We start from the raw sequence: 25,003 nt of genomic DNA, 5'->3' as shown, positions 1-25,003 counted from the left end.
GGCCCTCACGGGTCACCCCGTTTTTTGTGCCCGGATGCGAACTCCCCGGGCGCAGTTGGGTTCAGCCGTGTCTTTTGATCACGATCAGAAGACGCCCGCTCTGCTCAGGCCTGCCGCCGCCGGCAGGGCTGCCAGGAGATGGCGTCGCCCGGCGTCGTAGACGGCATATTCCAGGGCAAAGGCGTCGCGATGCGCCGTCTGCCATTCGCCATAGATCTCTGTCGGGTCGCCGCTGCGATGGGCGTCGTCGGCCCGATTGACATGGATGATCTCCTGCGGCGCCTGGAAGCCCAGAGCCTTGGCCAGGACCCGCACCGAAGCGTCATAGGCCTCGAGGATTCCCACTGCAATATAGCCCTGGTCGAAGGCCCTGTCGGCATTGTCGGGCGTGACCGGCCAGGGCAGTTGGGCGAGGAACGAAAACGGATCTTCGCCTTCGCTGGCAGCCTTGGCCCTGCGGTCGAACCATTGGCCAAAGGTGGGATTGTCGTCGAGTGCGGGGACGGGCAGTCCGCTCCGACGCTGAAAATGCAGGTAGCGCCATTGGGAAACGAACCGGGAAAACGGGTCCCGCAGGAAGGTGATGAACTGCTGGGCTTCGGGATAATAGGCGAGGGCCCCGATGCCACGCACACGGTTGAAATGGCCGTGGACACAGGCTCCTGCGCCTGTGCCCGCGTGCCTTACGGGGTCCGCATCCGCGTCGCGATAATGGAGGCGCAGACCGTCCTCACCAAACCAGGATTTGAGGGTGGTGCAAAAGCTGGTGCCCGCTGTCTTGGGAACGTGCAGTGAGATCAGGAGCTTTGATGGATCATAGGCCTGTTTGGCCGAAGGTCGTGATCCAGGCCGCGGGGCTTCCACCCTGCTGATCTGTCCGAACGTGCTGGATGTCATCTGGTGCATGAGCAGGTCCATGACGAGCGCCCCTGCCGATCCGCACTTGAAGCGGTGCGACGGCTTCCTTGCCTCTAACAACGCGCTACAGTGCAGGTTCCGTCGTTTTAGCCGAGCCGCGACAATCGGAATTGATGACGGTCAAAACACGCGGCGGCCACTACGGGGACTAATCATGCGTAGTCGGTGCTGGCGCTGTGCGGCAACTGCGGTAGCTTGTCGCACACGATGAAAAATCCCGCTGGTGACTGAGGCCGTATGGCCTGCACTGGACCGGGATGGAGGACCCGCATGCCGCAAACCGCCGATAAGCCGCACATCCTGATCTCGCACGAGATGCTCCTGCCGCTGCAGCCCTTGCTGGAGGGGAGCTATACGGTTCATCGGTTCTGGGACTATCCCGACCCCCTGGTCTTTCTGCAGGGGCCCGGTCAGTCGGTGCGGGCCATCGTCCACGCCGGCGAGATGGCTCTGGGCAAGGACCTGCTGTCGGAGATGCCGCAGTTGGGCCTGATCGCCTGTGTCAGCGTCGGCTATGACGGCGTGGATGTGCCCTGGTGCAAGTGGCGCGGCATTTCGGTGACCCACTCCACCGGCCTGAACGCGGGGGACGTCGCCGATCACGCCGTGGGTCTGATGCTGGCGGCTTGGCGCGGCATCGTCGAGGGCGATCACCGCCTGCGGGCCGGGCGCTGGACTCACGCCGAGCGCATGGCGCCCCGACACGGCCTGCGCGGCCGCAAGGTGGGCGTCGTCGGCCTGGGCCATATCGGCGAGGCGGTGGCCCGTCGCTGCGAGGCTTTCGAGATGAAGGTCTCCTGGTGGGCGCCGCGCCCCAAGGAAACCGACCGGCCGCGCGCCGACAGCCTGATGGCCCTTGCCCGCGACAGCGACGTGCTGATGGTCTGCGCCCGGCCCGACGACACCAACCATCACATGATCAATCAGGCGGTGATCGAGGCCCTGGGACCGCAGGGCCTGCTGGTCAACGTGGCGCGCGGCTCACTGGTCGACGAGGACGCCCTGATCGCCGCCCTCAAGGACGGCCGCCTGGGCATGGCGGCGCTGGACGTCTTCGACCAGGAGCCGACCCCGCCGGGACGCTGGGAGGGCGTGCCGCGCACGGTGCTGACGCCGCACCTGGCCGGCGCGACCCTGGACAGCATTCCGGCCATGGTCGGGCTGACGCTGGAGAACCTGCGCTGCTACTTCAACGGCGAGCCGTTGGCGTCGCCGGTTGGGGGTTAGGCGGCTTCAGTCTGGGATTGGGCCTTGGTCGCCGACAGTTGCAACCCAAGAGCCGCGATAACTTTCAGCACGGTTTCAAACTTTGGCGAGGCGTCTTCCTTGAGCGCCTTGTAAAGGCTCTCGCGACCAAGGCCAGACGTGGCGGCGACGTCGGTCATGCCCTTAGCGCGCGCGATTATGCCCAGCACGTGCTGCACGTAACCCGCGTCGCCGGTTTCCAGCGCATCCGCCAGAAGGATGGCGGCAGAGTCCGTGTCGGTTACCTCGGCAGCGGGATCGAAAAGCGTTGTGCGCACGACCATGATCTTGTCCTCCTTGATCTCCCGACGGGAGTGGGGCGCGGCCCCGTGAGAGTGGCGACAGCTAGATTTCCCTGGCCAGCGCCTTGGCCTTTTCTATGTCCTGAGCCTGGGACGCCTTATCGCCGCCGGTGAGGACGATGATCAGGACCTGTTGTCGCTCGACGATGTAAATCCGGTAGCCTGGACCCACATGAATGCGCAGTTCGCTCACGCCTTCGCCGACGGGTTTTACATCGCCCATCAGGCCGTAGGTCAGTCGGGTCAGGCGCGCGACGATCTGCTTCTGCGCCCTGGGGTCCTTGAGCGCCTTCCGCCACGCCTTGAACGCTTCGGTTTCGCGCACTTCGACCATGGGTGATATGTATCCCACGGGATACACTCAAAAGCCATAGAAATTGTATCCGTCCGGATGGGCTGACGACGGGGGGAAACGCCCTGTCTGCGCCGCTGGCCAGCGAAGAGCTTTCGGTGCTCACTCCGCACACCGTCGGCGCCAAATTGGACAGTATCCCGGCCATAGTCGGGCTGACGCTGGAGAACCTGCGCTGCTATTTCAACGGCGAGCCGTTGGCGTCGCTGGTGGGGGGGGAGGGCCCTGGAAACGGCGCGGCGAATGGTTCGGGTTCCAGGCGCAGGCCGTTCACCAGCAGGCTGACCGTACGGTAGAAGCCGGCCAGCATCATCAGCTCGATCCGCGCCGCCTCGTCGAAGGCTTCGGACAGGCGCGCCCACAGGTCATCGTCGATATCGGCCCGGGCGTTGACCGCGTCGCAGAAGCCGATCAGCAGCGCCTCGTGCGGCGACCAGCAGTCGGCGATTCCCGGCGCGACGGTGGCCGCCAGGCGCGTCGCATCCAGACCGGCGGCGCGCGCGAAAATCGCCGCGTGCACGCCCCACTCATAGGCCGCGCCATTGAGGGCGCAGATGCGGTGGATGACGATCTCGCGGTCGGTCAGGCTCAGATGGCCGGGATCCAGCAGGCCGCCGCCGGTGAAGCGCGAGAACAGGCGCTCGTCACGGGCCAGGGTTCGAAACAGCGACAGGGGTTGATCACCGGGCGTCTTCAGGTGGTCCAGCGCTTTCTGGACGGTCGCGGGGTAGGGCGGCCGGGCGGGCGCGATGCGGGCGGACATGGCGGTCTCCTTCTGCTACAAAATCTGTATCATGCCTAAGTCGCCGATTGCTACAGAAATTGAAGCGCCCTTGCCGGGCAAGCCGGTGCGCGGCTCGACCACGGGGCGTCCGGTCATGGCCGCGCTGGATCTGGTGGGCCGGCGCGGCGCCCTGCGGATCGTCTGGGAGCTGCGCGACGGCGCGGTCCTGACCTTTCGCGCGCTGCAGGCGGCCGCAGAACTGCCGCCGGGCACGCTGAACGCCCGTCTGGCCGAACTTCGGGCTGCCGATGTCGTGTCGGCCGAGGCGGGTTATCGCCTGACGCCGCGCGGAGCGGCCCTGATCGAGGCGCTTGCGCCGCTGATGACCTGGTCGCAGGCTTGGGCCGATGATCTGGCGACGGAGGACTGATCATGGCCAGGGTGCTGGGGCTGGGCGGGATATTCTTCAAGGCGGCCGATCCGGTCGCGGTGCGCGACTGGTATGCGCGGGTGCTGGGCTTCGAGGTCCATGACTGGGGCGGGGCGGTGTTCGATCATCCGAAAGTCGGCCAGACCAACTGGTCGCCGTTCGCGGCCGACACCCGGTATTTCGAGCCGTCGCAGGCGGGCTTCATGATCAATTTCATCGTCGATGACCTGGACGGCCTGCTGGCCAGGGCTGCGGCCGAGGGCGTGGAGCCTACCGGCCGGCAGGACGAGGGGATGGGTCGTTTTGCCTGGATTCTGGACCCGGCTGGGGTCAAGATTGAGCTCTGGGAGCCCGCAAAGGTGGCGTCCGAGGCATAAAATCAGCTTGCCAAATCGGACATAAAGATATCTTTATGTCCTCATGAAGCTGTCGGCTGAACAGGTTGTTGAAGTGCTGCGCGCGGCGGGGGAATCCACCCGTCTGCGGCTGCTCGCCCTGCTGGCCGGCGAGGAGCTTTCGGTGCTGGAGCTGTGCCAGATCCTGGACCAGAGCCAGCCGCGCGTCTCGCGCCATCTCAAGCTGCTGGCCGAGGCGGGGCTTGTGGAGCGGTTCCCCGACGGGGCCTGGGTGTTTTATCGCCTGGCCAGCAAGTCGCCGGGCCACCATCTGGTCCGCCAGGCGCTGGATCTGATCGACCCCGCCGATCCGGCCGTCCATGCCGACGCCGAGAAACTGGCCACGGTGCGGGCCGAGCGCTCGACCGGCGCCCAGGCCTATTTCGCCCGCAACGCCGCGCGCTGGAACGAGATCCGCTCGCTGTATGTCGACGAGGCCGAGGTCGAGGCGGCGATCCTGCGCGCGGCAGGCGAGGGGCCCTTCGACGAGATGGTCGACCTGGGCGCGGGCGCCGGCCGCATGCTGACCCTGCTGGGCCAGCGGGCCGGCTCGGCCCTGGGCCTGGACCTGTCGCAGCAGATGCTCAACATCGCCCGCGACGAGGTGGCCAAGGCGGGGCTGGGGCAATGCGAGCTGCGCCACGGCGACATCTTCGCCACCGGCCTGCCGGGCGGCTGCGCCGATCTGGTGACGGTGCATCAGGTGCTGCACTATCTGGGCGATCCGGCCGCCGCTGTCGCCGAGGCCGCGCGGCTGGTCGCCCATGGCGGCCTGCTGCTGATCGCCGACTTCGCGCCGCACGACCACGAGTTCCTGCGCGAGGCCCATCAGCATCGCCGCCTGGGCTTTGAAGACGCCGAGATCATCCCCTGGCTGGAGGCCGCCGGCCTGAGCCTGGAAAACAACATCGCCCTGCCGCCGTCCTCGGCCCAGGGATTGACCGTCAAGATCTGGACGGCTCGCCGTCCGGTCCAGCGGGCCGCGCAAAGGAGCGCCGCATGACCCTTCCACCCACACGCCGCGTGATCGGTCCTGTCGCCCGCGCCGGCGAGCGCGGTCAGAGCCAGGCCGGCGGCCGTCCCCGCGTCTCGTTCGAGTTCTTCCCGCCCAAGACCCCGGCGATGGAAGAGAGCCTGTGGCAGGCCATCACCCGCCTGGCTCCGCTGGATCCGGCCTTCGTCTCCGTGACCTACGGGGCCGGCGGCTCGACCCGCGAGCGCACCCACCGCACGGTCAAGCGCATCCTGGATGAAACCAGCCTCAAGCCCGCCGCCCACCTGACCTGCGTCGGGGCCAGCCGCGACGAGGTCGATGAGGTGATCCGCGAATACTGGGAGACGGGCGTTCGCCACATCGTCGCCCTGCGCGGTGATCCGCCGCCGACCGAGGGCGGCATCGGCGGGGTCTATGTGCCGCGCGAGGATGGCTACGCCAACGCCACCGAACTGACCAAGGCCCTGCGCGGCATCGCGCCGTTCGAGGTGCTGGTCGGGGTCTATCCCGAAAAGCATCCGGAAAGCCCGTCGCTGGAGCACGACATCGACGTGCTGAAGGCCAAGGTCGACGCCGGAGCGACCCTTGGCATTAGCCAGTTCTTCTTCGATATCGACGCCTTCCTGCGCTTCAACGACAGGGTGCGCGCCGCCGGCATCACCATTCCGATCGTGCCCGGGATCATGCCGGTGACCAATTTCAACGGCCTGAAAAAGATGTCCCAGGCCTGTCAGACGGCGGTGCCGAGCTGGCTGGCCAACCTGTTCGAGGGCCTGGACCATGACGCCGAAACCCGTCGCCTGATCGCCTGCTCGGTGGCCGCCGAGATGTGCGCCAAGCTGCAGGAGCAGGGGTTCGAGGACTTTCACTTCTACACCCTCAACCGCGCCGATCTGGTCTATGCGATCTGCCGGGTGCTGGGCGTGCGCGAGCGTGAAACGACCCATTCGGAGGTTGCGGCATGAAGGTTCTGGCCCTGATCCTTTGCGGTGTGCTTTCGCTGGCCAGCGTCAGCGCCGCCCGCGCCGACGGGTGGCCGCCGGCCGCCTGGATCAAGCCGACCAAGCCATACCGCGTGGTCGGCAACATCTACTATGTCGGCTCCGAGGGGTTGTCCTCGTACCTGATCACCTCGTCGGCCGGACATGTGCTGCTGGATGCCGGCATGTCGGCGGACGGCGCCAAGCTGGTCGAGCGCAACATCGTCTCGCTGGGCTTCAAGCTGGCCGACGTGAAGATCCTGATCAACACCCACGCCCACTATGACCATGCCGGCGGCCTGGCCCAGGTGAAGGCCGACACCGGCGCCAGGCTCTATGCCTCGTCGCAGGACAAGCCGGCCCTGGAGCAGGGCCGTCACTTTGGCGACAACGAAAACGGCCTGACGCCCTTTCCGGCCGTGAAGGTCGACCGCACCGTGCGCGACGGCGAGAAGGTCACGCTGGGCGAGACCACGCTGATCGCCCACCTGACGCCGGGCCATACCAGCGGCGGCACGACCTGGACCCTGTCGGTGACCGAGCGCGGCCGCCCCCTGAACGTGGTGTTCTTCAACTCGATCTCGGTGGCCGGCAACGCCCTGGTGGGCAACAAGACCTACCCGAAGATCGTGTCCGACTATCGCGCCACCTTCGCCAAGCTGAAGGTCATGCCGGCCGACGTCTTCCTGCCCGCCCATGAGGAGCAGGGCGATCTGCTGGCCAAGCGCCAGCGCGTGCTGCGCGGCGACAACAACGCCTTCGTCGATCCGACCGAGCTGGGCCGCTTCGTCGCCGCCTCGGAAGCCGCGTTCAACAAAGAGCTGGCGCGCCAGCAGGGAGCGGCCAAATGATGGACCTGACCACCCGTAGCGGCCGCATCGCCGCCCTCAAGGCCGCCGCCAAGCAGCGCGTGCTGATCCTCGACGGCTCCTGGGGCGTGATGTTCCAGAAGAAGAAGCTGTCGGAGGCCGACTACCGCGCTGAGCGCTTCGCCGACTACGACGGCCAGATGAAGGGCAATAACGACGTCCTGTGCCTGACCCGGCCCGACCTGGTGGCCGAACTGCACGACGCCTATTTCAGCGCCGGCGCCGACATCTCCGAGACCAACACCTTTTCCGGCACCACCATCGCCCAGGCCGACTATCGCCTGGGCGAAAAGGACGTCTGGGACATCAACTACGAAGGCGCGCGCATCGGCCGTTCGGTCGCCGATCGCTGGCTGAAGGAGCACCCCGAAAAGCCGCGCTTCATCGCCGGCTCGATCGGGCCGCTGAACGTGATGCTGTCGATGTCGTCGGATGTGAACGACCCCGGCGCGCGCAAGGTGACCTTCGACCAGGTCTATGCGGCCTACCGCCAGCAGGTCTCGGCCCTCTACGAGGGCGGTGTCGACCTGTTCCTGATCGAGACCATCACCGACACGCTCAACTGCAAGGCCGCGATCAAGGCGATCCTGGATCTGCGCGACGAGGGCCATGAAGAGCTGCCGATCTGGATCAGCGGCACCATCACCGACCGCTCGGGCCGCACCCTGTCGGGCCAGACGGCCGAAGCCTTCTGGAACTCGATCAAGCACTGCAAGCCGTTCGCCGTGGGCTTCAACTGCGCCCTGGGCGCCGACCTGATGCGCCCGCACATCGCCGAGATGGCCCGCATCGCCGACACCCTGGTCGCCGCCTATCCCAATGCCGGCCTGCCCAACGCCATGGGCGAATATGACGAGGAGCCGCACCAGACCGGCCACGCCCTGCACCAGTGGGCGTCGGACGGCCTGGTCAACATCCTGGGCGGCTGCTGCGGCACCACGCCCGACCACATCCGTCACGTCGCCGAAGCCGTCGCCGGCGTCACCCCGCGTCAGATCCCCGAGCGTCCCAAGGCCATGCGCCTGGCGGGCCTCGAACCCTTCGAACTGGTGGGCTGAAGATGACCGCCTGGGCTCCCGGACCTTTCGACAACGAAGAAGCCGCCGACTTCATCGAGGACCTGGCTGAAGCGCCGGACTGGCGCATGGTCATGACGCTGATGGAGCACGCCGCCGGCGTCAGCGGCTATCTGGAAGAGGCCGAGGCCGAACTGGCCGTGGCCGCTGCGGCGGTGGTCGCCTCGTGCGTCGGGGCCGGCTCGGTGCTGCCCGACAGCCATGCCGACCTGAAGGCCACGATGGGCAAGCCGCCGGAAGGCACCGCCAATCTGGCGCGCCGTGCCCTGGCCCGCGTGGTCGGCACGGCCTCAGAACTCGACGAAACCTGGCAGGAGGGCGATGACCACGACGCGTGGCTCACTCAGATCGCCGGACTGCAATCCTTGTTGAACGGCCAATCATGAGACCCGTTTTCGTCAATATCGGTGAGCGCACCAACGTCACCGGCTCGGCCAAGTTCAAGAAACTGGTCATCGAGGGCGACTATCCGGCCGCCCTGTCGGTGGCCCGCCAGCAGGTCGAGGCCGGCGCTCAGGTCATCGACGTCAACATGGACGAGGGCCTGCTCGACTCCAAGCTGGCCATGGTCACCTACCTGAACCTGATGGCGGCCGAGCCCGACATCGCGCGGGTGCCGGTGATGATCGACAGCTCCAAGTGGGAGGTGATCGAGGCCGGGCTGAAGTGCGTGCAGGGCAAGGCCATCGTCAACTCGATCTCCATGAAGGAGGGCGAGGAGAAGTTCATCGAGCAGGCCAAGCTGTGCCTGCGCTACGGCGCGGCCGTGGTGGTCATGGCCTTCGACGAAGTGGGCCAGGCCGACACCGCCGCCCGCAAGATCGAGATCTGCGAGAAGGCCTATCGCATCCTGGTCGACAAGGTGGGCTTCCCGCCCGAAGACATCATCTTCGACCCCAACATCTTTGCCGTGGCGACCGGGATCGAGGAGCACGACAACTACGCCGTCGACTTCATCGAGGGCACGCGCGAGATCAAGAAGCGCTGCCCCTACGCCCGCATCTCGGGCGGGGTGTCGAACGTGTCGTTCAGCTTCCGCGGCAACGAGCCCGTGCGCCGGGCGATCCACTCGGTGTTCCTGTATCACGCCATCGCGGCGGGCATGGACATGGGTATCGTCAATGCCGGCGACCTGCCGGTCTATGACACCCTGGATCCCGAACTGCGCGAGGCCGTCGAGGACGTGATCCTCAACCGCCCGCAGCGGACCAATGTCTCCAACACCGAACGCCTGGTCGATCTGGCCCCGCGCTACAAGGGCGACAAGAGTCAGGTCCAGACCGCCAATCTGGAATGGCGCAAGGGCAGTGTGAACGAACGCATCACCCACGCCCTGGTCAACGGCATCACCGAATTCATCGAGGCCGACACCGAGGAGGCCCGCCTGTCGGTCGAGCGGCCGCTGCACGTCATCGAAGGCCATCTGATGGATGGCATGAACGTGGTCGGTGACCTGTTCGGCTCGGGCAAGATGTTCCTGCCGCAGGTGGTCAAGTCGGCCCGCGTGATGAAGCAGGCCGTGGCCTGGCTGGAGCCCTTCATGGAGGCTGAAAAGGCCGGCAAGCCGCGCGAGCAGGCCGGCCGCATCCTGATGGCCACGGTCAAGGGCGACGTCCACGACATCGGCAAGAACATCGTCGGCGTGGTCCTGCAGTGTAACAATTACGAGGTCATCGACCTCGGCGTCATGGTGCCCGCCGACCGCATCCTGGATGAAGCCCGCAAGCATAACGTCGACATGATCGGCCTGTCTGGCCTGATCACGCCGTCGCTGGACGAGATGGTGTTCGTGGCCTCCGAGATGGAGCGCCAGGGCTTCACCATCCCGCTGCTGATCGGCGGCGCCACCACCAGCCGCACCCACACGGCGGTCAAGATCGAGCCGGCCTATTCCAAGGGCTCGACCACCTATGTGCTCGACGCCAGTCGGGCCGTGGGCGTGGTCTCGGGCCTGCTGTCGGCCAGCGAGCGCGATCGGTTGCAGGCCGAGACGCGCACTGAATATGTCCGCATCCGCGAGCAATATGCGCGAGGGCTCACGGCCAAGGCCCGCACCGGCATTGCCGAGGCCCGCCAGAAGAAGTTCGCCATCGACTGGGAAGGCTATACGCCGCCCAAGCCGTCCTTCATCGGCACGCGCACCTTCGAGCCGACTCTGGCCGAGCTGGTGCCCTTCATCGACTGGTCGCCGTTCTTCGCCAGCTGGGAGCTGATCGGCCGCTTCCCGCAGATCCTGGAAGACGACGTGGTGGGCGAGGCCGCCACCGAGCTCTATGCCGAAGCCCGCGAGATGCTCGACAAGCTCGTGCAAGAAAATTGGTTCGGGGCCAAGGGCGTGATCGGCTTCTGGCCGGCCCAGGCCCAGGGCGACGACATCGTGCTCTATACGGACGACACCCGCACGGTGGAGCTGTCGCGCCTGCACACCCTGCGCCAGCAGATGGACAAGGGCGCGGGAAAGACCAATGCCGCCCTGGCCGACTTCGTCGCGCCGATCGGGCAGGGGCCCGACTATATCGGCGCCTTCGCCGTCACCGCCGGCCATGGCGAGGACGAGATCGTCAAGCGCTTCAAGGACGCCGGCGACGACTACAGCGCCATCATGGCCTCGGCCCTGGCCGATCGCCTGGCTGAAGCCTTCGCCGAGTGGCTGCACTACAAGGCCCGCGTCGAGCTGTGGGGCTACGCCCCTGACGAGTCCGCCGACGCCGAGGTGATGATCGCCGAGAAATATGTCGGCATCCGCCCGGCTCCCGGTTATCCGGCCCAGCCCGACCACACCGAAAAGGGCACGCTGTTCACCCTGCTGGACGCGACCGAACAGACCGGCATGATCCTGACCGAAAGCTACGCCATGAGCCCCGGCGCTGCCGTGTCAGGCCTCTATTTCAGCCACCCGAAGTCGCACTATTTCGGCGTCGGCAAGGTGGATCTGGACCAGGTCGAGGACTATGCCCGCCGCAAGGGCTGGGACCTGGCCAAGGCCGAGAAATGGCTGGCCCCGATCCTCAACTACGATCCCGGCGCGAGGGCGCGGGAAGCGGCGGCGTAGGTATGGGTTTCTTGCGATGGCTGAGGGGCAAGTTACGGACTTCAGCCGTCGTTCACATCCATGAGGAGGTGGGAAGCTTGGCGGAGGCGATTGATCTGATCGATCGCTTTCTGGCTGGCGAGGTGAACTATCCACTGGAGTGGGACGATTTCATCTCGTGGGAGCATCCCAACCCGACGATCGAACGCCTCCGCAACGAAATCGGTGAATTCGAACCTCTTCTTTTCGGCGGAGAGCGCGACCGATATGCTCAAGAGGTGCGGGCCATTCGGGATCGGTACGCCCCGTTTGCAAATCCAAGGAGCTGACTGGAAAAGAGGTGCGCGCACCCCATTTACGCCCCCTCGATCTCCCGCGTCGCCGCCTCGCGCAGCTTCTCCTCCGTCCAGCCCGCCAGGCTCTTGCCCGCCAGTTCCGCCGCCAGGGCGGCGCGGGCGTGAACGACGGGGTCGACGCGGACCATGATCTGGCCGGAATAGGGCTTTTCGGGCTTCTTGCCGGCCCTGGCGCAGGTGGCGATGTAGTCGGCAACAGCTTCGTGGAAGGCCGCTTTGAGGCCGCTGACGGTGTCGGCGTGGAAGCTGATGATGTCGGTGATCCCGGCCAGGCGACCGACAAAGATCTCGTCCTCGTCGTCGAACGCGACCCGGGCCGTGTAGCCGTTGTGCTTCAGGACGTTCATGGCCTCACTCCAATCGCCGCGAGGAACGCGCGGGCGTCCTTGTCCGGATGGGGTCGGTGGAAGCGGGCGATGACGCCGTTGCACTCGAACCGAACCGCGGACCCCGAGCCTTCGATCACCCTGGCGCGGGCTCTGACAAGCAGGCTTTCAATGTCCGCCCTTGCGTACCGCCTCTGATCTTCGCCGCAATGGTTGACCGCCTTGGCAAATCCCGCAAGGGTTGCTTGCTCGCAACAGTTGCGAGCGGGGGCTTAGGGGGATTTCATGGATGGCGCTCAATCGCCCGTGAAGGGCGAGACTCTGGCGTTTGGCCACACGATCAAGCCGGGGTCGTTCATCGGCCTCAGCCTGAAAAACGGCCTGCTCAATATCATCACCCTGACGCTCTACCGGTTCTGGGGAAAGACCGAGGTGCGCCGCCGGGTCTGGTCGCACATCACCCTGAACAACGAGCCCTTCGAATATACCGGCAAGGGCAGGGAGCTGTTCCTGGGCTTCCTGATCGCGCTGCTGGCTCTGGGCGTCCCCTATCTGGCGCTGATTCTGGCGATCCAGTTCGTCAGCCCGATGTTCACCCTGCTGATGCTGCCGCTCTATATCGCGATCATCGTGCTGATCGGCGCGGCGATCTTCATGACCTATCGCTACATGGCCAGCCGCACGGTGTGGCGCGGCGTGCGGTTCCAGCTGCGGGGCTCGGCCAACAAGTTCGGCTGGTCCTATCTGGGCTATACGCTGCTCGTCATGATCACCCTGGGCTGGTACGCGCCGGCCATGTCGATGCGCATCGCCGAGAAGCTGTGGGGCGGCATGTCGTACGGAGACCAGAAACTCCGCTGGGAGCGATCGCATGCGGAAGGGCTCTACGGACCGTTCGCGCTCGCCTGGGTGGTGGGGATCATCGGCTATGGTGTGCTCATCGCCGCCATCGTGCCGCCCATGATCGCGTCGATGCAGGCCGGGACCGAGCCGGGCGTGGCGCGGTTCCTGCTGATCTATGGCTATGCGTTTATCTATGCGCTGTTCGTCATGTTGGCCTCGGCGGCCTATCACGCGGTCCTGATGCGGACCATCGCGCGCTCGATCCGGCTGGGGGAGGCGCGTTTTGCCTTGAACGTGAAGGCGGGCGCGCTGATCGGCCTGACGCTGACCAACCTGCTGCTGACGATCTTCACCCTGGGTTTCCTGACGCCGGTTGTGGTGGCGCGGACGACCAAGTTCATGATCTCCCGGCTGTCCAGCACCGGCGAGGCGCCCCTGGCCGACGCAATGCAGGCCGAGCGGGGACCGAAGACGGGCGAAGGCCTTGCCGATGCCTTCGATGTCTCTCCGTTCTGACGTGGAGGGTCTGCTCTACGACGGCCAGACGTCCCGTCCCTGGCGGGTAGAGGTCAGCCTGGAGGCCGGCCGGGTCATCGCCCGGGCGCTGGACGATCCCGGCGTCGGGATCGACTGGCCGCTGGACGAGGTGCGGGAAACGGCTCATTCCGCCGGCCGCTATCGCCTGACCCGGGGTGATGGCGACGCGCGGCTGATCGTCGAGAGCGAGGCATGGCGGACCTTGTCCAGGCGCTCGGAAACTGCGATCGCGCGGCGCGAGCGCGGCGCCGAGTGGACGCTGATCGCCGGACTGGTCGGGGCGGGCGCGACCTTCGCGGCGATCGTCTTCGTCGGCGTGCCCTTGGCCGCCGGTCCTCTGGCCCGCGGGACCCCGCCCAAGCTAGAGGCCCAGTTTGGCTCGAACATGGAAGGCCAGCTCAAGGTCGCGTTCCGGCCCTGCAAGGGCGACCGGCGCGGGGCGGCGATCCTGTCAGACCTGGGCGATCGCCTGGCGGAAGGCTCGGATTCGGCGTTCGACATCAGGGTGCAGGCGGTGAGGGCGCCGTTCGTCAACGCCTTCGCCCTGCCGGGCGGAGCGATCCTGGTCACCGACGACCTGATCGCCCAGGCCCGCACGCCCGACGAGCTGGCGGCGGTGATCGCCCACGAGATCGCCCACGTCGAGCGTCGTCACGCCATTCAGGCGGCCTGGCGCTCCATGGGGGCGGGGCTGTTGCTGGACGCCGTCGTCGGCGGCGGTACGGGCGCCGGTCAGCAGACTGTGCTTCTGGCCGGCGGCTTCGCCGACCAGAGATTCAGCCGCGATCTCGAGACTGAAGCCGATGCGAGGGCCATCGAACTGTTGCGGGCTCGGAATATCTCGACCCGGGGCATGGCGGACTTCTTCGGGCGGATGGCCAATCGCCAGGATGATCCCCGATTGCGTCGCGCCGCCGAATGGTTTGCGACCCATCCCGACACGGCTGGGCGCGCCAGTCGGGCGGCGGCGGCGGCCTTGCCCGGAACGCCGGCGCTTTCCCAGAACGACTGGCGCCGGGTGAAGGCGGCCTGCCAGGTGGGGGGACGCTAGCGCGAAGCCGGTCTCGCCCACCGTCCGGGGCAAAAACGTCACTCGTCCGACCCCAAATCGGACATTCGACCCATCCCGCATAACGATGTGCGACAAAACATCCAAAAAATCGCTCCAGTAAGGGATTCAGCAACGCGTGGCGTGGACTGATGCGTCCGCCTGCCGGGACCCGCGTATGAATCGCAACAATATCGAGCTGAAGATCTTCGGCCTGATCATGGGCATGGCGGCCGCCATGGTCCTGGTTGCGGCCGGTCTGTTGTTCACCGCCACCCGCCAGGCCGATCTGCGCGAGCGCCAGTACGAACAGACCCTGGTCAGCAATGGCCTGCGTCAGCGCGGCAAGGAAGTTCAAACCAGCCTCAATCCCTATGTCATCTGGGACGAGGCGATCCACAAGCTGGACAATGACTTCGACCTGGCCTGGGCCAACCAGAACATCGGCTCCTCGATCGGCGGCGCCCTGGGCTACAGCGTCGTCTTCGTGCTCGACGCCGACAACAGGCCGATCTACGGCCACATCAACGGCACGGATGTCGCGCCGGAATCCTTCGGCCTTTACGCCGCCCAGACCCAGAAGCTGATCAGCCAGGTTCGCGCGATCGAAACCGACCCCGCCAAGGTCGCCAAGATGCGCGCGGTCCATTTCAGCCGCGTCGAGCTGGTGGGCAACGAGGCGGTGATGATCACCGTGTCCCTGGTGCGTCCGGATCTGAAGGCCAGGACGCGCGGCGCCCGGGCGCCGCTGGTGGTCTCGGGCATGCCGGTCGCCAGCAGCGTGGTGAACGCCTTCTCCGAGCGCTTCCTGCTCAAGAACGCCCGTATCGAGATCGTGCCGGCCAGCCAGATCAAGGGCGAGAACGCCCAGACCCTGATGGGCCGGGCGCCGGACGGCCGCGGCATCGTGCTGCGCTGGGACCCCCGCAAGCCGGGCGCCGAGCTGCTGCAGCAGGCCACGCCCATCCTGGCCCTGGCCGCCCTGGCCGCCGGCATCGGCGCGTTGATGCTGTTCCGCGTCACCCGCCGCGCCGCCAAGAAGCTGCTGCTCAGCGAGGCCGAGGCCAAGCATCTGGCCCTGCACGACCCCCTGACAGGCCTGGCCAACCGCACCCTGTTTACCGACCGCCTGATCCACGCCCACGCCCTGTTGCGGCGCAAGTCGGGCTATCTGGGGGTGCTGTGCATCGACCTGGACCGCTTCAAGGAGGTCAATGACAGCTACGGCCATGACGCCGGCGACCAGGTCATCCGCGAGGTCGCCCGCCGCCTTCAGGCCATCTGCCGCGAGACCGACACCATCTGCCGTCTGGGCGGCGACGAATTTGCGATCATCCAGCCCGACACCACCCCCGCCGGCTGCGCCACCCTGGCCCAGCGCGTGGTCGAGGGTCTGTCGGGCGATCTGGACCTCAGCATCGGCCGCGCCGAACTGTCCTGCTCGGTGGGCGTGGCGGTGGTGTCCGACGCCGACGAGGGCCAGGCCGAGATGCTGCGACAGGCCGATGTCGCCCTGTACCGCGCCAAGGAATCGGGTCGCGGCCGCTACTGCTTCTTCGAGCCGGAGATGGACGCCGCCCTGCGCCTGCGCAAGGGCCTGGAGCGTGACCTGCGCGCCGCCATCGACCAGGAGCGCCTGACCGTCGCCTATCAGCCCCTGACCGACGCGCGTGGCGTCATCCAGGGCGTCGAGGCCCTGGCGCGCTGGCGCGATCCCGAGCGCGGCGACATCTCGCCCGCCATCTTCATTCCGCTGGCCGAGTCGACTGGCCTGATCGCCGCCATCGGCCGGTCGGTGTTCCGCCGCGCCTGCTATGACAGCCTGCGCTGGTCGGGGCTGGAGGTCTCGGTCAACGTCTCGGCCCTGCAGCTGTCCGCGCCGGGCTTCGTCGACGAGATCGAGCAGATCCTGGCCGAGACCGGGGCCCAGGCCGCCGGCTTCGTGCTGGAGATCACCGAGACGGCCTTGCTGAAAGACAGCGACGGCGTTCACGACGCCCTGCGTCGCATCAAGCGCCTGGGCTTCCGACTGGCGCTGGACGACTTCGGCACCGGCTATGCCAGCCTGGCCTATCTGCGCCGCCATCCGATCGACAAGCTGAAGATCGACCGCTCCTTCGTGTCCACCCTGTCGCCCGACGGCGAGGTCACCTCGGTGGCCGGCGCCATCATCAGTCTGGCCAAGTCGCTGGGTCTGAAGACGACGGCCGAGGGCGTCGAGACCCAGGCCCAGTTCGACACCCTGGTGAAGCTGGGCTGCGTCGAGTTCCAGGGCTTCCTGCTGGCCCGGCCCATGCCCGCCGAAGACATCGCCGCCGCCCGAGACGCCCGCCAGGCGCTGGCGAACGCCGCCAAGGTCTCGGCCCGCCAGCGTCGCTAGAGCGTTATTCGGCGAAGTGGATACCGGTTCGCCGCCGAAATAACGCTTCAAAACAAGAATCTAGAGCAAACGACATGATTCAATCATGGCGACTTTTGCTCTAGACGCCTTCGCAAAGGAAGGCTGGTCAACCGGCGTTCTTGCACGGCATCCTCCGTCTCAACAGGGGCGCTGACCTCTGAGCTTGGGAAGGATGCGGCGTGGATCATCAAGGCGTGAGTCGGCGAGGCCTGGGGGCCATGCTTCTGGGGGGCGGGGTCGTCGGCGGGGCGGCGCTAGGCCTGTCGGGATGCGCGCGCGGGCCGGACACCGAGCTTGATCCTAAATCCCGGCAATTCCCGCAGGACTTCCTCTGGGGCGTGGCCTCGGCGGCCTTTCAGACCGAGGGCGCCCAGAACGTCGATGGGCGGGGCCCCAGCGTCTGGGACGTGTTCGAGAAGAAGCCGGGCATCGTCGTCGACGGCTCCGACGCCACCGTCGCCACTGACAGCTATCGCCGCTACGCCGACGACGTGGACCTGATCGCCGGGGCGGGGCTGGACGCCTATCGCTTCTCGATCTCCTGGTCGCGAGTGTTGCCGACGGGGGAAGGGGCGATCAATCCGGCGGGGCTGGACCACTATTCAAAGATGGTCGACGCGATGCTGGCCAAGGGGATCACGCCCTATGCCACGCTGTTCCACTGGGACCTGCCGCAGGCCCTGCAGGACAAGGGCGGCTGGAAGAACCGCGACACGGCCCTGCGCTTCGCCGACTACGCCCATGCGGTGGTCGACCGGCTGGGCGACCGGCTCAAGCACTATATCGCCCTCAACGAGGCGGCGGTTCACGCGGTGTTCGGCCATGTGCTGGGCGAGCACGCGCCGGGACTGAAGGACATGGATCTGCTGGGGCCGACGGTCCACCACATGAACCTGGCTCAGGGGCTGGCGATGCAGGCCTTGCGGGCCGGGCGGAGCGACCTGTCGGTGGGCACCACCATGGCGCTGCAGCCGTGCCGGCCGGCCGGCGGCGAGCTGGCGTTCTGGAACCGTCTGGCCTCGGACGGCCTGGACGCCCTGTGGAACGGCGCGTGGCTGGATCCTCTGTTCAAGGGAACCTATCCCAAGGAATTGCAAGACCTGCTGAAGGCCGGGGTGGTGCGCGACGGCGACATGGCCGCGATCCGCCAGAAGGTCGATTTCCTGGGGGTGAACTATTACGCGCCCGCCTATGTGCGGCTGGACCTGTCCTCGCCCAGCAAGATCGCGCCGGCCAGCCCGCCCAAGGGCGCGGAGCTGGACGCCTTTGGCCGGCACATCGACCCGTCGGGTCTTTTCCAGGTGCTGGACAGGGTGCGCCGCGACTATGGCAATCCGCCGGTGCTGATCACCGAGAACGGCTGTTCCGACCCGTTCAGCAAGGGGCCGGCGGTGATCGACGACACGTTCCGGATCAACTATCTGCGTCGCCATCTGGAGGCGGTGCTGGTCGCGCGCGAAGCGGGCTCACCGATCGGCGGCTATTTCTGCTGGACCCTGCTCGACAATTTCGAGTGGGACCTGGGCTACACCTCCAAGTTCGGCCTGGTGGCGCACGACCGGGCGACGGGCGTGCGCACGCCCAAGGCGTCGTATGGGTGGTTCAAGGCCCTGGCGGCCAGCGGGGCGCTGCCGGTCAAGCCGTAGATCCGATAGGACAACTGCCTATGATCAAAAGAGGCTGTCATCCCGGACAAGCCCGGCTAGAGCCGGGCGCAGGTCCGGGACCGCCGGAAGCGCTGAGTTCACGCGTCGGTCCCGGATCTTCGCGCTTCGCGCTTGTCCGGGATGACAACCGTTTTTGATCAGATGCAATGACCTGCCCTTCAGTGGCAGGACTTAGTCCGGCTTGCAGACCAGCACGTCCTTGCCGTCGCGCTTGGCGGGGTCCAGGCGGCCGGGGCAGGGCTTGGGGTCGGCGAAGTCGATGATGAACTCCGCCTTTGCCGACGCGGTGGGCTTGGTCACGGCCGGCTTGGCGGCGACCGGTTTCGTCGCGGTCTTGGTCATGGGCGGCTTTGCGGCAGGCTTGGCGGTCGGCTGAGCGGTCGGCTTGGCCACGGGCTTGGGGGCCTCGGTCACCACCGGTTCAGGCGGCGCGGCCTGTTCAACTGCGGGCGCCATCACGGGCGCCGGAACCGGTTCCGGCAGGGCCTCGACGGCCGAGGCCGGCGCCGGCTCGACCGGCTTGGCGGCGTTGTAGATCAGGGCCTTGCCCAGGATGTTGGACTTCTTCTCAAGGGCCTTGGCGCGGGTTTCGCAGTCGCCGGGCGGCGACCAGCTCATCCACACCTGGGCCAGGCGCGCCTTGTTGGCCGAATCCGCGCCGCTCCAGACCGAGCGGCCCTTCTTGACCGCCGCGCCGCCATATTCCGAGATCGGACGCGGGCTGGCCTTTTCGGCCGCCGTGATCGCCGCGGTGAACACCTTCATGTCGGCGCGGGCCTGGGCGCGCATCTCGGGATAGGTCTTCAGCGAGGCCGCGACCCCGTCGGGCCCGGGAAAGGCCTTCTCGATGCGGGTGACTTCCGGCATCACCTGGTCATAGAGATCGACATAGCCGCCCAGAGCGCCATAGCACCACGCGACATAGCCATAGTCGTCGCTGGGCGGCGTGGCGGCGGGAGCGACGGGCGCCTGACCCATCATGGCCAGGGCGAGAAAGAGGGCGGTCGCCATGCGGGCGGAAGTCCTTTTGAGGTCTGTGACGCTTTGACTAGAGCATTTCGGAGCGGAATGGGACCACAGCAAGGCGCCTTTGGCGTCAGCACGTTCCCAAGCTGGGCCATAACGGGCGAGGAGGCGAAAGGCTCCAGCATGAATTCGGGTTCATCCCACCGGCCCTGGGGTGGGGCAGGCGGCGGAATATGTTAGAAGGCCGATAGAGAGCGTGATCCGTATCGCGTTGTCGCGCGTACCTTTCCTGTCGTCACGTCCTCGCCATCACCCCGCCACCCTTTTGGGCTTTCACCGCTTCCATGACTTTCTGGCGCAACATCGCAACCATAGCCGCGCGCCGGCTTGACCTGGCCGACTGCCCGGACTGTCCGGCGGGTTTGCCAGGCGAGGATCCGGCGTTCTCGACGGCGGTCACGGCTCTGGGCGCCAAGCTGGCCAAGGCCGACGGCCGGGCCGACGGGCACGAGTTCGCCGCCTTCAGCGAGGTTTTCCAGCCCGATCCGGCCTCGGAAGACAACATTCATCGCCTGTATGACCTAGCCCGTCAGACCACCCATGGCTTTGAAAGCTACGCCAAGCGCCTGGCGAAACGCTATCGCACCTGTCCGCAGATCCTCGAGGATGTGGTCGACGGCCTGTTCCACATCGCCAAGGCCGACGGCATGGTGACCCAGGTTGAGCTGGATTATCTGGAGCGGGTGGCCGATCTTTTCGGCCTTTCGCCGCTGGCCTTTCGCCGGCTGCGCGCCGTGCATCTGGGATCGGGCGCCGACGATCCGTACATGATCCTGGACGTGGCGCACGACGCCGACGACGCTGCAGTGCGCTCGGCCTGGAAGGCAGCCCTGTCCGCCGCGCACCCCGATCGCGCCCGCGCCCGGGGGCTGCCCAGCGATTTCATCGAGGTGGCCGAGGCCAAGTCGGCGGCGATCAACGAGGCCTTCAGCACCGTGATGCGCGAGCGTCGCGAGCTGGGTCTGGCGACTGTCGGTTGACCCGCGCCGTGCGAGTCGCGGCGCGAGACACTATGTCTCGGGCGAAATGGGCTTTTCAGATCGATCACGCGGGTGTTGAGTTGACCTTCAGTGTCCGTGCACCAACCTTGTTGACCATAAGTGCTGAGTTGCGGCGTTCACGCTGAGAAGGGACGATCAATGACGGGTTCGACCACGATGACCGGCGGTTCTGCTCTGCGCAGCCTTGCATGGCTGGCCGGTGCGCTGGCGACCTCCGCTGCTGTCGTCATCGGCTCGGTGCTGGCCGTCGTCTTCGCCGCCACGGTGGTGGTCATCGGGTTCATGGGCAGCGCGCTCTTTGGTCTGGTGGCTCTGGCCCTGCGGGCCCGCCGCACCGTCCAGGCCAAGACCAGCAGCGATCCGACCCTGATCGAAGCGCGCAATGTCGGCGGCCATTCCTGGGTCGCTTACGGCTGGAACGAGCGGCCCTAATCTCCAACAGCTGAATTCCCGCCTTCCCCAACGTCGCCCTTGCGGCGAGCGTCGGTGTGGCCGATGCTGCTTTCAAACAAGCGTTGGGAGGCGAGCATGATCGGTGTGGTGGCGACCTTGAAGGTCCAGGTCGAAAAGACCTCAGAATTCGAAGCGGTATTCCTGGATCTGGCGGCCAAGGTGAAGGCCAACGAGCCCGGCTGCCTTCTCTATCAGCTGACCAAGAGCAAGACCGAGGCCGGAACCTACAAGGTTCTCGAACTGTACGCCTCGATGGATGACCTGAAGGCGCACGGCGGCACCGACTATTTCAAGGCCGGCGGCGCGGCGATGGGGCCGTTCATGGCCGGTCGTCCCGAGATCGAATATCTGGACGCGGTGGAGTAGCAGTCATGGATCTCGCTTTTTCGCCTGAAGACCTGGCCTTCCAGCAGGAGGTCCGCGACTGGATCGCCGGCGCCTATGACGACGATCTGCGCCGCCAGATGAGCCAGTCCAAGAACGGCTATCTGGACAAGGCCGGCCAGGTGAAATGGCAAAAGAAGCTGGCCGAGCGTGGCTGGGCCGCGCCGGACTGGCCGGTCGAGTGGGGTGGTTGCGACTTCACCGCTTCGCAGCGCTACATCTTCAACATGGAACTGAGCCTGGCGGGCACGCCAAACCCCTCGCCCATGGGCCTGAAGATGTGCGCGCCGGTGGTCCTGGCGTTCGGCACCGAAGAGCAGAAAAGGCAGCACCTGCCGCCGATCCTGTCGTCCGACATCTGGTGGTGCCAGGGTTATTCGGAGCCGGGTTCAGGCTCTGACCTGGCCTCATTGCAGATGAAGGCCGAGCGCGACGGTGACGACTATGTGCTGAACGGCTCGAAGATCTGGACCACCCAGGCCCAGTGGGCCGACTGGATGTTCTGCCTGGTGCGCACCTCGACCGAGGGCAAGCCCCAGAACGGCATCAGCTTCCTGCTGCTGCGCATGGACAGCCCCGGCATCCAGATCAAGCCGCTGCCGACCCTGGACGGCCCCGCCGAGGGCGAGCAGGAGATCAATCAGGTCTTCTTCGACAATGTCCGCGTGCCGATCGCCAACCGTATCGGCGAGGAAAACAAGGGCTGGACCTACGCCAAGTACCTGCTCGAGTTCGAGCGCGGCAACGCCTATGCGCCGGGCCTGATGAACATGATCCGCAAGGTGCGCAAGATCGCGACCCTGGAGCTGGCCGACGATGGCGGCCGCCTGATCGACGATCCGGACTTCCGTTCCAAGATCGCCAATCTGGAGATTTCGGTCGAGGCGCTGAACGCCGCAGAACTGCGGATCTTCTCGGGTCGCAGCGCCGGCAAGGCGGTGGGACCGGTCTCGTCGATGCTGAAATGTGTGGGCTCGGAGGCCCAGCAGGCCATCACCGAACTGACCCTGGAGGCGGTCGGAACCTATGCCGCGCCGTTCGTCCGCGACACCTGGGCGCCGACCAATGAAGGCCGGGCCGGCCCCGACTATGCCGCGCCCGCCGCGCCCACCTATTTCAGCTACCGCAAGGCTTCGATCTATGCCGGATCCAACGAGATCCAGCGCAACATCATGGCCAAGATGGTGCTGGGCCTCTGAAGGCCGCCGTCCTTCGGAGCTCGCCAAGTGGGCTTCGAGGGACGCCTGGCGCCTTAGCCAGATACAGGTTCGGTTGCAGTTTTTCTGCATAGTCCACAATCGCAACCCGCTCCATAACCTCTCCCAACACCGACCCTCCTTCGGAGCGCCCCATGGCCCTCGACTCTCTCTTCAAGCCGTTCGAATTCAAGGCGCTGAAAATGCCCAACCGGGTGGTGATGGCGCCGATGACCCGGTCGTTCTCGCCAGGCGGCGTGCCCACCGACGACGTGGCCGCCTATTACCGTCGGCGCGCCGAGAACCAGGTCGGCCTGATCATCACCGAAGGCACGGGCGTGGCCCGCGACGCCTCGCTGAACGACGCCAATGTCCCGCGCTTTCACGGCGAAAAGGAACTGGCGGCCTGGAAAAAGGTGGTCGACGAGGTTCACGCCGCCGGCGGCCTGATCGCGCCCCAGCTTTGGCACGTCGGCGCAGCCAAGGGTAAGGATGTCCTGGGCAAGATCGACAGCCCCTCGGGCCTGTCCAAGGCCGGCGGCAACCCCTTCACCGAGCCGATGACGGACGAAGAAGTTGCCGACACCATCGCCGCCTTCGCCGACGCCGCCCGCAACGCCAAGCTGCTGGGCTTTGACGCCATCGAACTGCACGGCGCGCATGGCTATCTGATCGACCAGTTCTTCTGGGATGGCACCAATGTCCGCGACGACGCCTTCGGCGGTCCGACCATCGCCGCTCGCAGCAAGTTCGCCGCCGAGATCCTGAAGGCCGTTCGGGCCGCCGTGGGTCCCGACTATCCGGTGATCATCCGCATCTCGCAGTGGAAGCAGCAGGATTACGCGGTCAAGAACGCCCCGACCCCGCAGGAGCTGGAGGCCTGGCTTTCGCCCCTGGCCGACGCCGGCGCAGACATCTTCCACTGCAGCCAGCGCCGCTTCTGGGAGCCGGAATTCGAAGGCAGCGACCTGAACTTCGCCGGCTGGGCCAAGAAGCTGACCGGCGCCCCGACCATCACCGTCGGCTCGGTGGGCCTGTCGGGCGAGTTCATCGCGGCCTTCGGCGGCGAAGGCAGCCAGCCGGCCTCGATCGACGGACTGCTGGAGCGCCTGGATCGCGGCGAGTTCGACCTGGTCGGCGTGGGGCGCGCCCTGCTGCAGGATCCGGAGTGGGTCGTGAAGATCCGCGATGGCCGCAATGACGAACTGAAGAACTTCGAACGCGAAGCCCTGGGCGTTCTTTACTAGGCTTTCGGCCCTCCCCCTGAAGGGGGAGGGCTATCGCCTGTGGCTCAGACGCCAAAGAATTTGTCATCCCGGACAAGCCTGGCAAAGCCGGGCGCAGATCCGGGACCGACTTGGAACGCGGCGCTCAGGCGTCGATCCCGGATCTTCGCGCTGCGCGCTCGTCCGGGATGACAGCCGTTTTTGGTCATATGCGAGTGGCCTCCCCCTTCAGGGGGAGGACTTTTCCCTACCCGTTGAAGTTCAGCTTCAGCCCAGGCCTCGGCCACCGCGTCTTGTAGAGCTTGCCGGTCCCCGAGGCCGTGATCCACGCATCGCGCATGTCGGCCCCGCCAAAGCAGATGTTGGTGACGATCACGTCCGGGAAGGCAAAGTGCTCGGTCGACCCGTCGGTATCAAAGGCGGTGATCCCGCCATTGATGATGGTCGCCACGCAGACCTTGCCGCCGGCCTCGACCGCCAGGCTGTCGAGCAGCTGATAGCCCGGCAGGTTGCAGACCACATTGCCTGGCGCGAAGCCGGCTGCGGGGGCCAGCACGCCGGGCTCGGCGATGTCGAAGGACCACAGCCGGCCCAGCGAGGTGTCGGCCATGTAGACGGTCTTCTCGTCGGGCGAGAGGCCCACGCCGTTGGGCGAGACGAAGTGGTCGCGCTGCCGCGTGATCTTCGAGCCATCGGTCAGGGCGTAGTAGAGCGCGCCGAACTTGCGGCCCTCGGGCGTGCTGCAGCCGTGGTCGGTGAACCAGAACCCGCCCTGTTTGTCGAACACCAGGTCGTTGGGGCCCACCAGGGCCTTGCCGTCGCATTCGGTGTAGAGCGTCGTGATTGCGCCGGTCGCCAGGTCAACCCGCTGGATCGAGCCGCCCGTGTGGCTGGGCGGGGTAGGGCCGGGCACGTTCAGGCCGCCCATGTCGATGAACTGGAAGCTGCCGCCATTGTTGGTGACATAGATCGCGCCGTCGGGACCGATGGCCGCGCCGTTGGGCCCGCCGCCGGTCTGCGCCACCGTCTCGCGCTTGCCATCCGGGGTGATGCGGCTGAGCCGCTGGCCCTGGATCTCGGTCAGGATCACCGAGCCGTCGGCCATGGCGATGGGGCCCTCCGGAAACAGCAGGCCTTCGGCCACCAGTTCGATGTCCATCACGTCTCTCCCTGTGCGCCTCTGACGGGCGGATGGGGGGACTATAGCCGGCTGTTTCGACGCG

At 66.4% G+C, this 25,003-nt stretch carries 25 protein-coding genes and 2 pseudogenes; 19 read left to right on the top strand and 8 right to left on the bottom strand.

Annotated features, from left to right (window positions below):
- Window positions 1-84: 84 nt before the first annotated feature.
- Window positions 85-918 (bottom strand): sulfotransferase family 2 domain-containing protein, encoded by an 834-nt coding sequence (locus tag ACW17Z_RS05065; RefSeq protein WP_492057826.1) that lies wholly within the window; start codon window positions 916-918, stop codon window positions 85-87.
- Window positions 919-1,188: 270 nt separating this feature from the next.
- On the opposite strand from ACW17Z_RS05065, the gene ACW17Z_RS05060 reads away from it, so the two are divergent.
- Entirely contained in the window at window positions 1,189-2,145 is a 957-nt protein-coding gene (locus ACW17Z_RS05060; RefSeq protein WP_492057824.1) for a 2-hydroxyacid dehydrogenase, read from the top strand.
- Here ACW17Z_RS05060 and ACW17Z_RS05055 read toward each other — a convergent pair.
- From ACW17Z_RS05055 to ACW17Z_RS05040, 4 genes and pseudogenes are all read right to left on the bottom strand, one after another.
- Window positions 2,142-2,447, bottom strand: coding sequence for an addiction module antidote protein (locus tag ACW17Z_RS05055; protein WP_492057823.1), 306 nt, complete (start codon window positions 2,445-2,447; stop codon window positions 2,142-2,144). The genes ACW17Z_RS05060 and ACW17Z_RS05055 overlap by 4 nt on opposite strands.
- A gap of 61 nt (window positions 2,448-2,508) precedes the next feature.
- Window positions 2,509-2,799: a type II toxin-antitoxin system RelE/ParE family toxin gene (locus tag ACW17Z_RS05050; RefSeq protein ID WP_492057822.1), complete on the bottom strand. Its 291-nt coding sequence runs from the start codon at window positions 2,797-2,799 to the stop codon at window positions 2,509-2,511.
- A 196-nt stretch (window positions 2,800-2,995) separates the two neighbouring features.
- Window positions 2,996-3,300 (bottom strand): annotated as a pseudogene (locus tag ACW17Z_RS05045) (carboxymuconolactone decarboxylase family protein).
- Window positions 3,299-3,580 (bottom strand): annotated as a pseudogene (locus tag ACW17Z_RS05040) (carboxymuconolactone decarboxylase family protein); the annotation flags it as partial. The pseudogenes ACW17Z_RS05045 and ACW17Z_RS05040, both read right to left, overlap by 2 nt.
- 31 nt (window positions 3,581-3,611) lie before the next feature.
- On the opposite strand from ACW17Z_RS05040, the gene ACW17Z_RS05035 reads away from it, so the two are divergent.
- The 9 genes from ACW17Z_RS05035 (at window position 3,612) to ACW17Z_RS04995 (ending at window position 11,645) form a co-directional block, all read left to right on the top strand.
- Window positions 3,612-3,971: a winged helix-turn-helix transcriptional regulator gene (locus ACW17Z_RS05035; protein ID WP_492057821.1), complete on the top strand. Its 360-nt coding sequence runs from the start codon at window positions 3,612-3,614 to the stop codon at window positions 3,969-3,971.
- A 2-nt stretch (window positions 3,972-3,973) separates the two neighbouring features.
- A complete protein-coding gene (locus tag ACW17Z_RS05030; protein ID WP_492057820.1) occupies window positions 3,974-4,348 on the top strand; it encodes a VOC family protein in 375 nt (124 codons plus the stop codon).
- 43 nt (window positions 4,349-4,391) lie between these two features.
- Window positions 4,392-5,369 (top strand): ArsR/SmtB family transcription factor, encoded by a 978-nt coding sequence (locus tag ACW17Z_RS05025; protein ID WP_492057818.1) that lies wholly within the window; start codon window positions 4,392-4,394, stop codon window positions 5,367-5,369.
- Window positions 5,366-6,325 (top strand): methylenetetrahydrofolate reductase [NAD(P)H], encoded by a 960-nt coding sequence (metF, locus tag ACW17Z_RS05020; protein ID WP_492057817.1) that lies wholly within the window; start codon window positions 5,366-5,368, stop codon window positions 6,323-6,325. The genes ACW17Z_RS05025 and metF overlap by 4 nt, the downstream gene beginning before the upstream one ends.
- The gene (gene bla / locus ACW17Z_RS05015) at window positions 6,322-7,191 is read left to right on the top strand and encodes a subclass B3 metallo-beta-lactamase (RefSeq protein WP_492057816.1); all 870 of its coding nucleotides are present in this window, start codon (window positions 6,322-6,324) and stop codon (window positions 7,189-7,191) included. Before metF ends, bla begins: the two co-directional genes overlap by 4 nt.
- Window positions 7,188-8,267, top strand: coding sequence for a homocysteine S-methyltransferase family protein (locus ACW17Z_RS05010; protein ID WP_492057814.1), 1,080 nt, complete (start codon window positions 7,188-7,190; stop codon window positions 8,265-8,267). The genes bla and ACW17Z_RS05010 overlap by 4 nt, the downstream gene beginning before the upstream one ends.
- 2 nt (window positions 8,268-8,269) lie before the next feature.
- Window positions 8,270-8,671, top strand: coding sequence for a DUF4259 domain-containing protein (locus ACW17Z_RS05005; protein WP_492057813.1), 402 nt, complete (start codon window positions 8,270-8,272; stop codon window positions 8,669-8,671).
- Window positions 8,668-11,337, top strand: a complete 2,670-nt coding sequence (metH, locus tag ACW17Z_RS05000; RefSeq protein WP_492057812.1) for a methionine synthase — start codon at window positions 8,668-8,670, stop codon at window positions 11,335-11,337. The genes ACW17Z_RS05005 and metH overlap by 4 nt, the downstream gene beginning before the upstream one ends.
- A 77-nt stretch (window positions 11,338-11,414) precedes the next feature.
- Window positions 11,415-11,645 carry a hypothetical protein gene (locus ACW17Z_RS04995; RefSeq protein WP_492057811.1) on the top strand — a complete coding sequence of 77 codons (231 nt, stop codon included), beginning with the start codon at window positions 11,415-11,417 and terminating at the stop codon, window positions 11,643-11,645.
- Between the two features lie 26 nt (window positions 11,646-11,671).
- On the opposite strand, the gene ACW17Z_RS04990 is transcribed toward ACW17Z_RS04995, so the two are convergent.
- On the bottom strand, window positions 11,672-12,019 hold the full coding sequence (locus ACW17Z_RS04990) for a type II toxin-antitoxin system HicB family antitoxin (protein ID WP_492057810.1): 348 nt from the start codon (window positions 12,017-12,019) through the stop codon (window positions 11,672-11,674).
- A gap of 264 nt (window positions 12,020-12,283) precedes the next feature.
- Here ACW17Z_RS04990 and ACW17Z_RS04985 point away from each other — a divergent pair, with 264 nt between their 5' ends.
- The 4 genes from ACW17Z_RS04985 (at window position 12,284) to ACW17Z_RS04970 (ending at window position 18,473) form a co-directional block, all read left to right on the top strand.
- Window positions 12,284-13,357 (top strand): YjgN family protein, encoded by a 1,074-nt coding sequence (locus ACW17Z_RS04985; protein WP_492057809.1) that lies wholly within the window; start codon window positions 12,284-12,286, stop codon window positions 13,355-13,357.
- On the top strand, window positions 13,341-14,429 hold the full coding sequence (locus ACW17Z_RS04980) for a M48 family metallopeptidase (RefSeq protein WP_492057808.1): 1,089 nt from the start codon (window positions 13,341-13,343) through the stop codon (window positions 14,427-14,429). The genes ACW17Z_RS04985 and ACW17Z_RS04980 overlap by 17 nt, the downstream gene beginning before the upstream one ends.
- Before the next feature lie 175 nt (window positions 14,430-14,604).
- Window positions 14,605-16,806 (top strand): bifunctional diguanylate cyclase/phosphodiesterase, encoded by a 2,202-nt coding sequence (locus ACW17Z_RS04975; protein WP_492057807.1) that lies wholly within the window; start codon window positions 14,605-14,607, stop codon window positions 16,804-16,806.
- A gap of 200 nt (window positions 16,807-17,006) precedes the next feature.
- Window positions 17,007-18,473, top strand: coding sequence for a GH1 family beta-glucosidase (locus ACW17Z_RS04970; protein ID WP_492057806.1), 1,467 nt, complete (start codon window positions 17,007-17,009; stop codon window positions 18,471-18,473).
- Between the two features lie 192 nt (window positions 18,474-18,665).
- Here ACW17Z_RS04970 and ACW17Z_RS04965 read toward each other — a convergent pair whose 3' ends face one another.
- Window positions 18,666-19,505 carry a hypothetical protein gene (locus ACW17Z_RS04965; protein ID WP_492057804.1) on the bottom strand — a complete coding sequence of 280 codons (840 nt, stop codon included), beginning with the start codon at window positions 19,503-19,505 and terminating at the stop codon, window positions 18,666-18,668.
- Between the two features lie 299 nt (window positions 19,506-19,804).
- Between ACW17Z_RS04965 and ACW17Z_RS04960 the strand changes: the two genes are divergently transcribed.
- The 5 genes from ACW17Z_RS04960 (at window position 19,805) to ACW17Z_RS04940 (ending at window position 23,801) form a co-directional block, all read left to right on the top strand.
- Window positions 19,805-20,500 carry a TerB family tellurite resistance protein gene (locus ACW17Z_RS04960; protein WP_419317682.1) on the top strand — a complete coding sequence of 232 codons (696 nt, stop codon included), beginning with the start codon at window positions 19,805-19,807 and terminating at the stop codon, window positions 20,498-20,500.
- Between the two features lie 159 nt (window positions 20,501-20,659).
- Window positions 20,660-20,953 (top strand): hypothetical protein, encoded by a 294-nt coding sequence (locus ACW17Z_RS04955; RefSeq protein WP_419317681.1) that lies wholly within the window; start codon window positions 20,660-20,662, stop codon window positions 20,951-20,953.
- 96 nt (window positions 20,954-21,049) lie between these two features.
- Complete coding sequence (locus tag ACW17Z_RS04950; RefSeq protein ID WP_419317680.1) at window positions 21,050-21,340, top strand: putative quinol monooxygenase; 291 nt, start codon at window positions 21,050-21,052, stop codon at window positions 21,338-21,340.
- A gap of 5 nt (window positions 21,341-21,345) precedes the next feature.
- Entirely contained in the window at window positions 21,346-22,557 is a 1,212-nt protein-coding gene (locus ACW17Z_RS04945) for an acyl-CoA dehydrogenase family protein (protein ID WP_419317679.1), read from the top strand.
- 152 nt (window positions 22,558-22,709) lie between these two features.
- Window positions 22,710-23,801 (top strand): NADH:flavin oxidoreductase, encoded by a 1,092-nt coding sequence (locus ACW17Z_RS04940; protein ID WP_492057802.1) that lies wholly within the window; start codon window positions 22,710-22,712, stop codon window positions 23,799-23,801.
- Between the two features lie 226 nt (window positions 23,802-24,027).
- Here ACW17Z_RS04940 and ACW17Z_RS04935 read toward each other — a convergent pair whose 3' ends face one another.
- Window positions 24,028-24,939 carry an SMP-30/gluconolactonase/LRE family protein gene (locus ACW17Z_RS04935; protein WP_492057800.1) on the bottom strand — a complete coding sequence of 304 codons (912 nt, stop codon included), beginning with the start codon at window positions 24,937-24,939 and terminating at the stop codon, window positions 24,028-24,030.
- Window positions 24,940-25,003: the final 64 nt, after the last annotated feature.

This window comes from Caulobacter sp. GSs2 (genome assembly GCF_058680895.1).
This window is presented reverse-complemented; position numbering and strand designations above follow the sequence as displayed.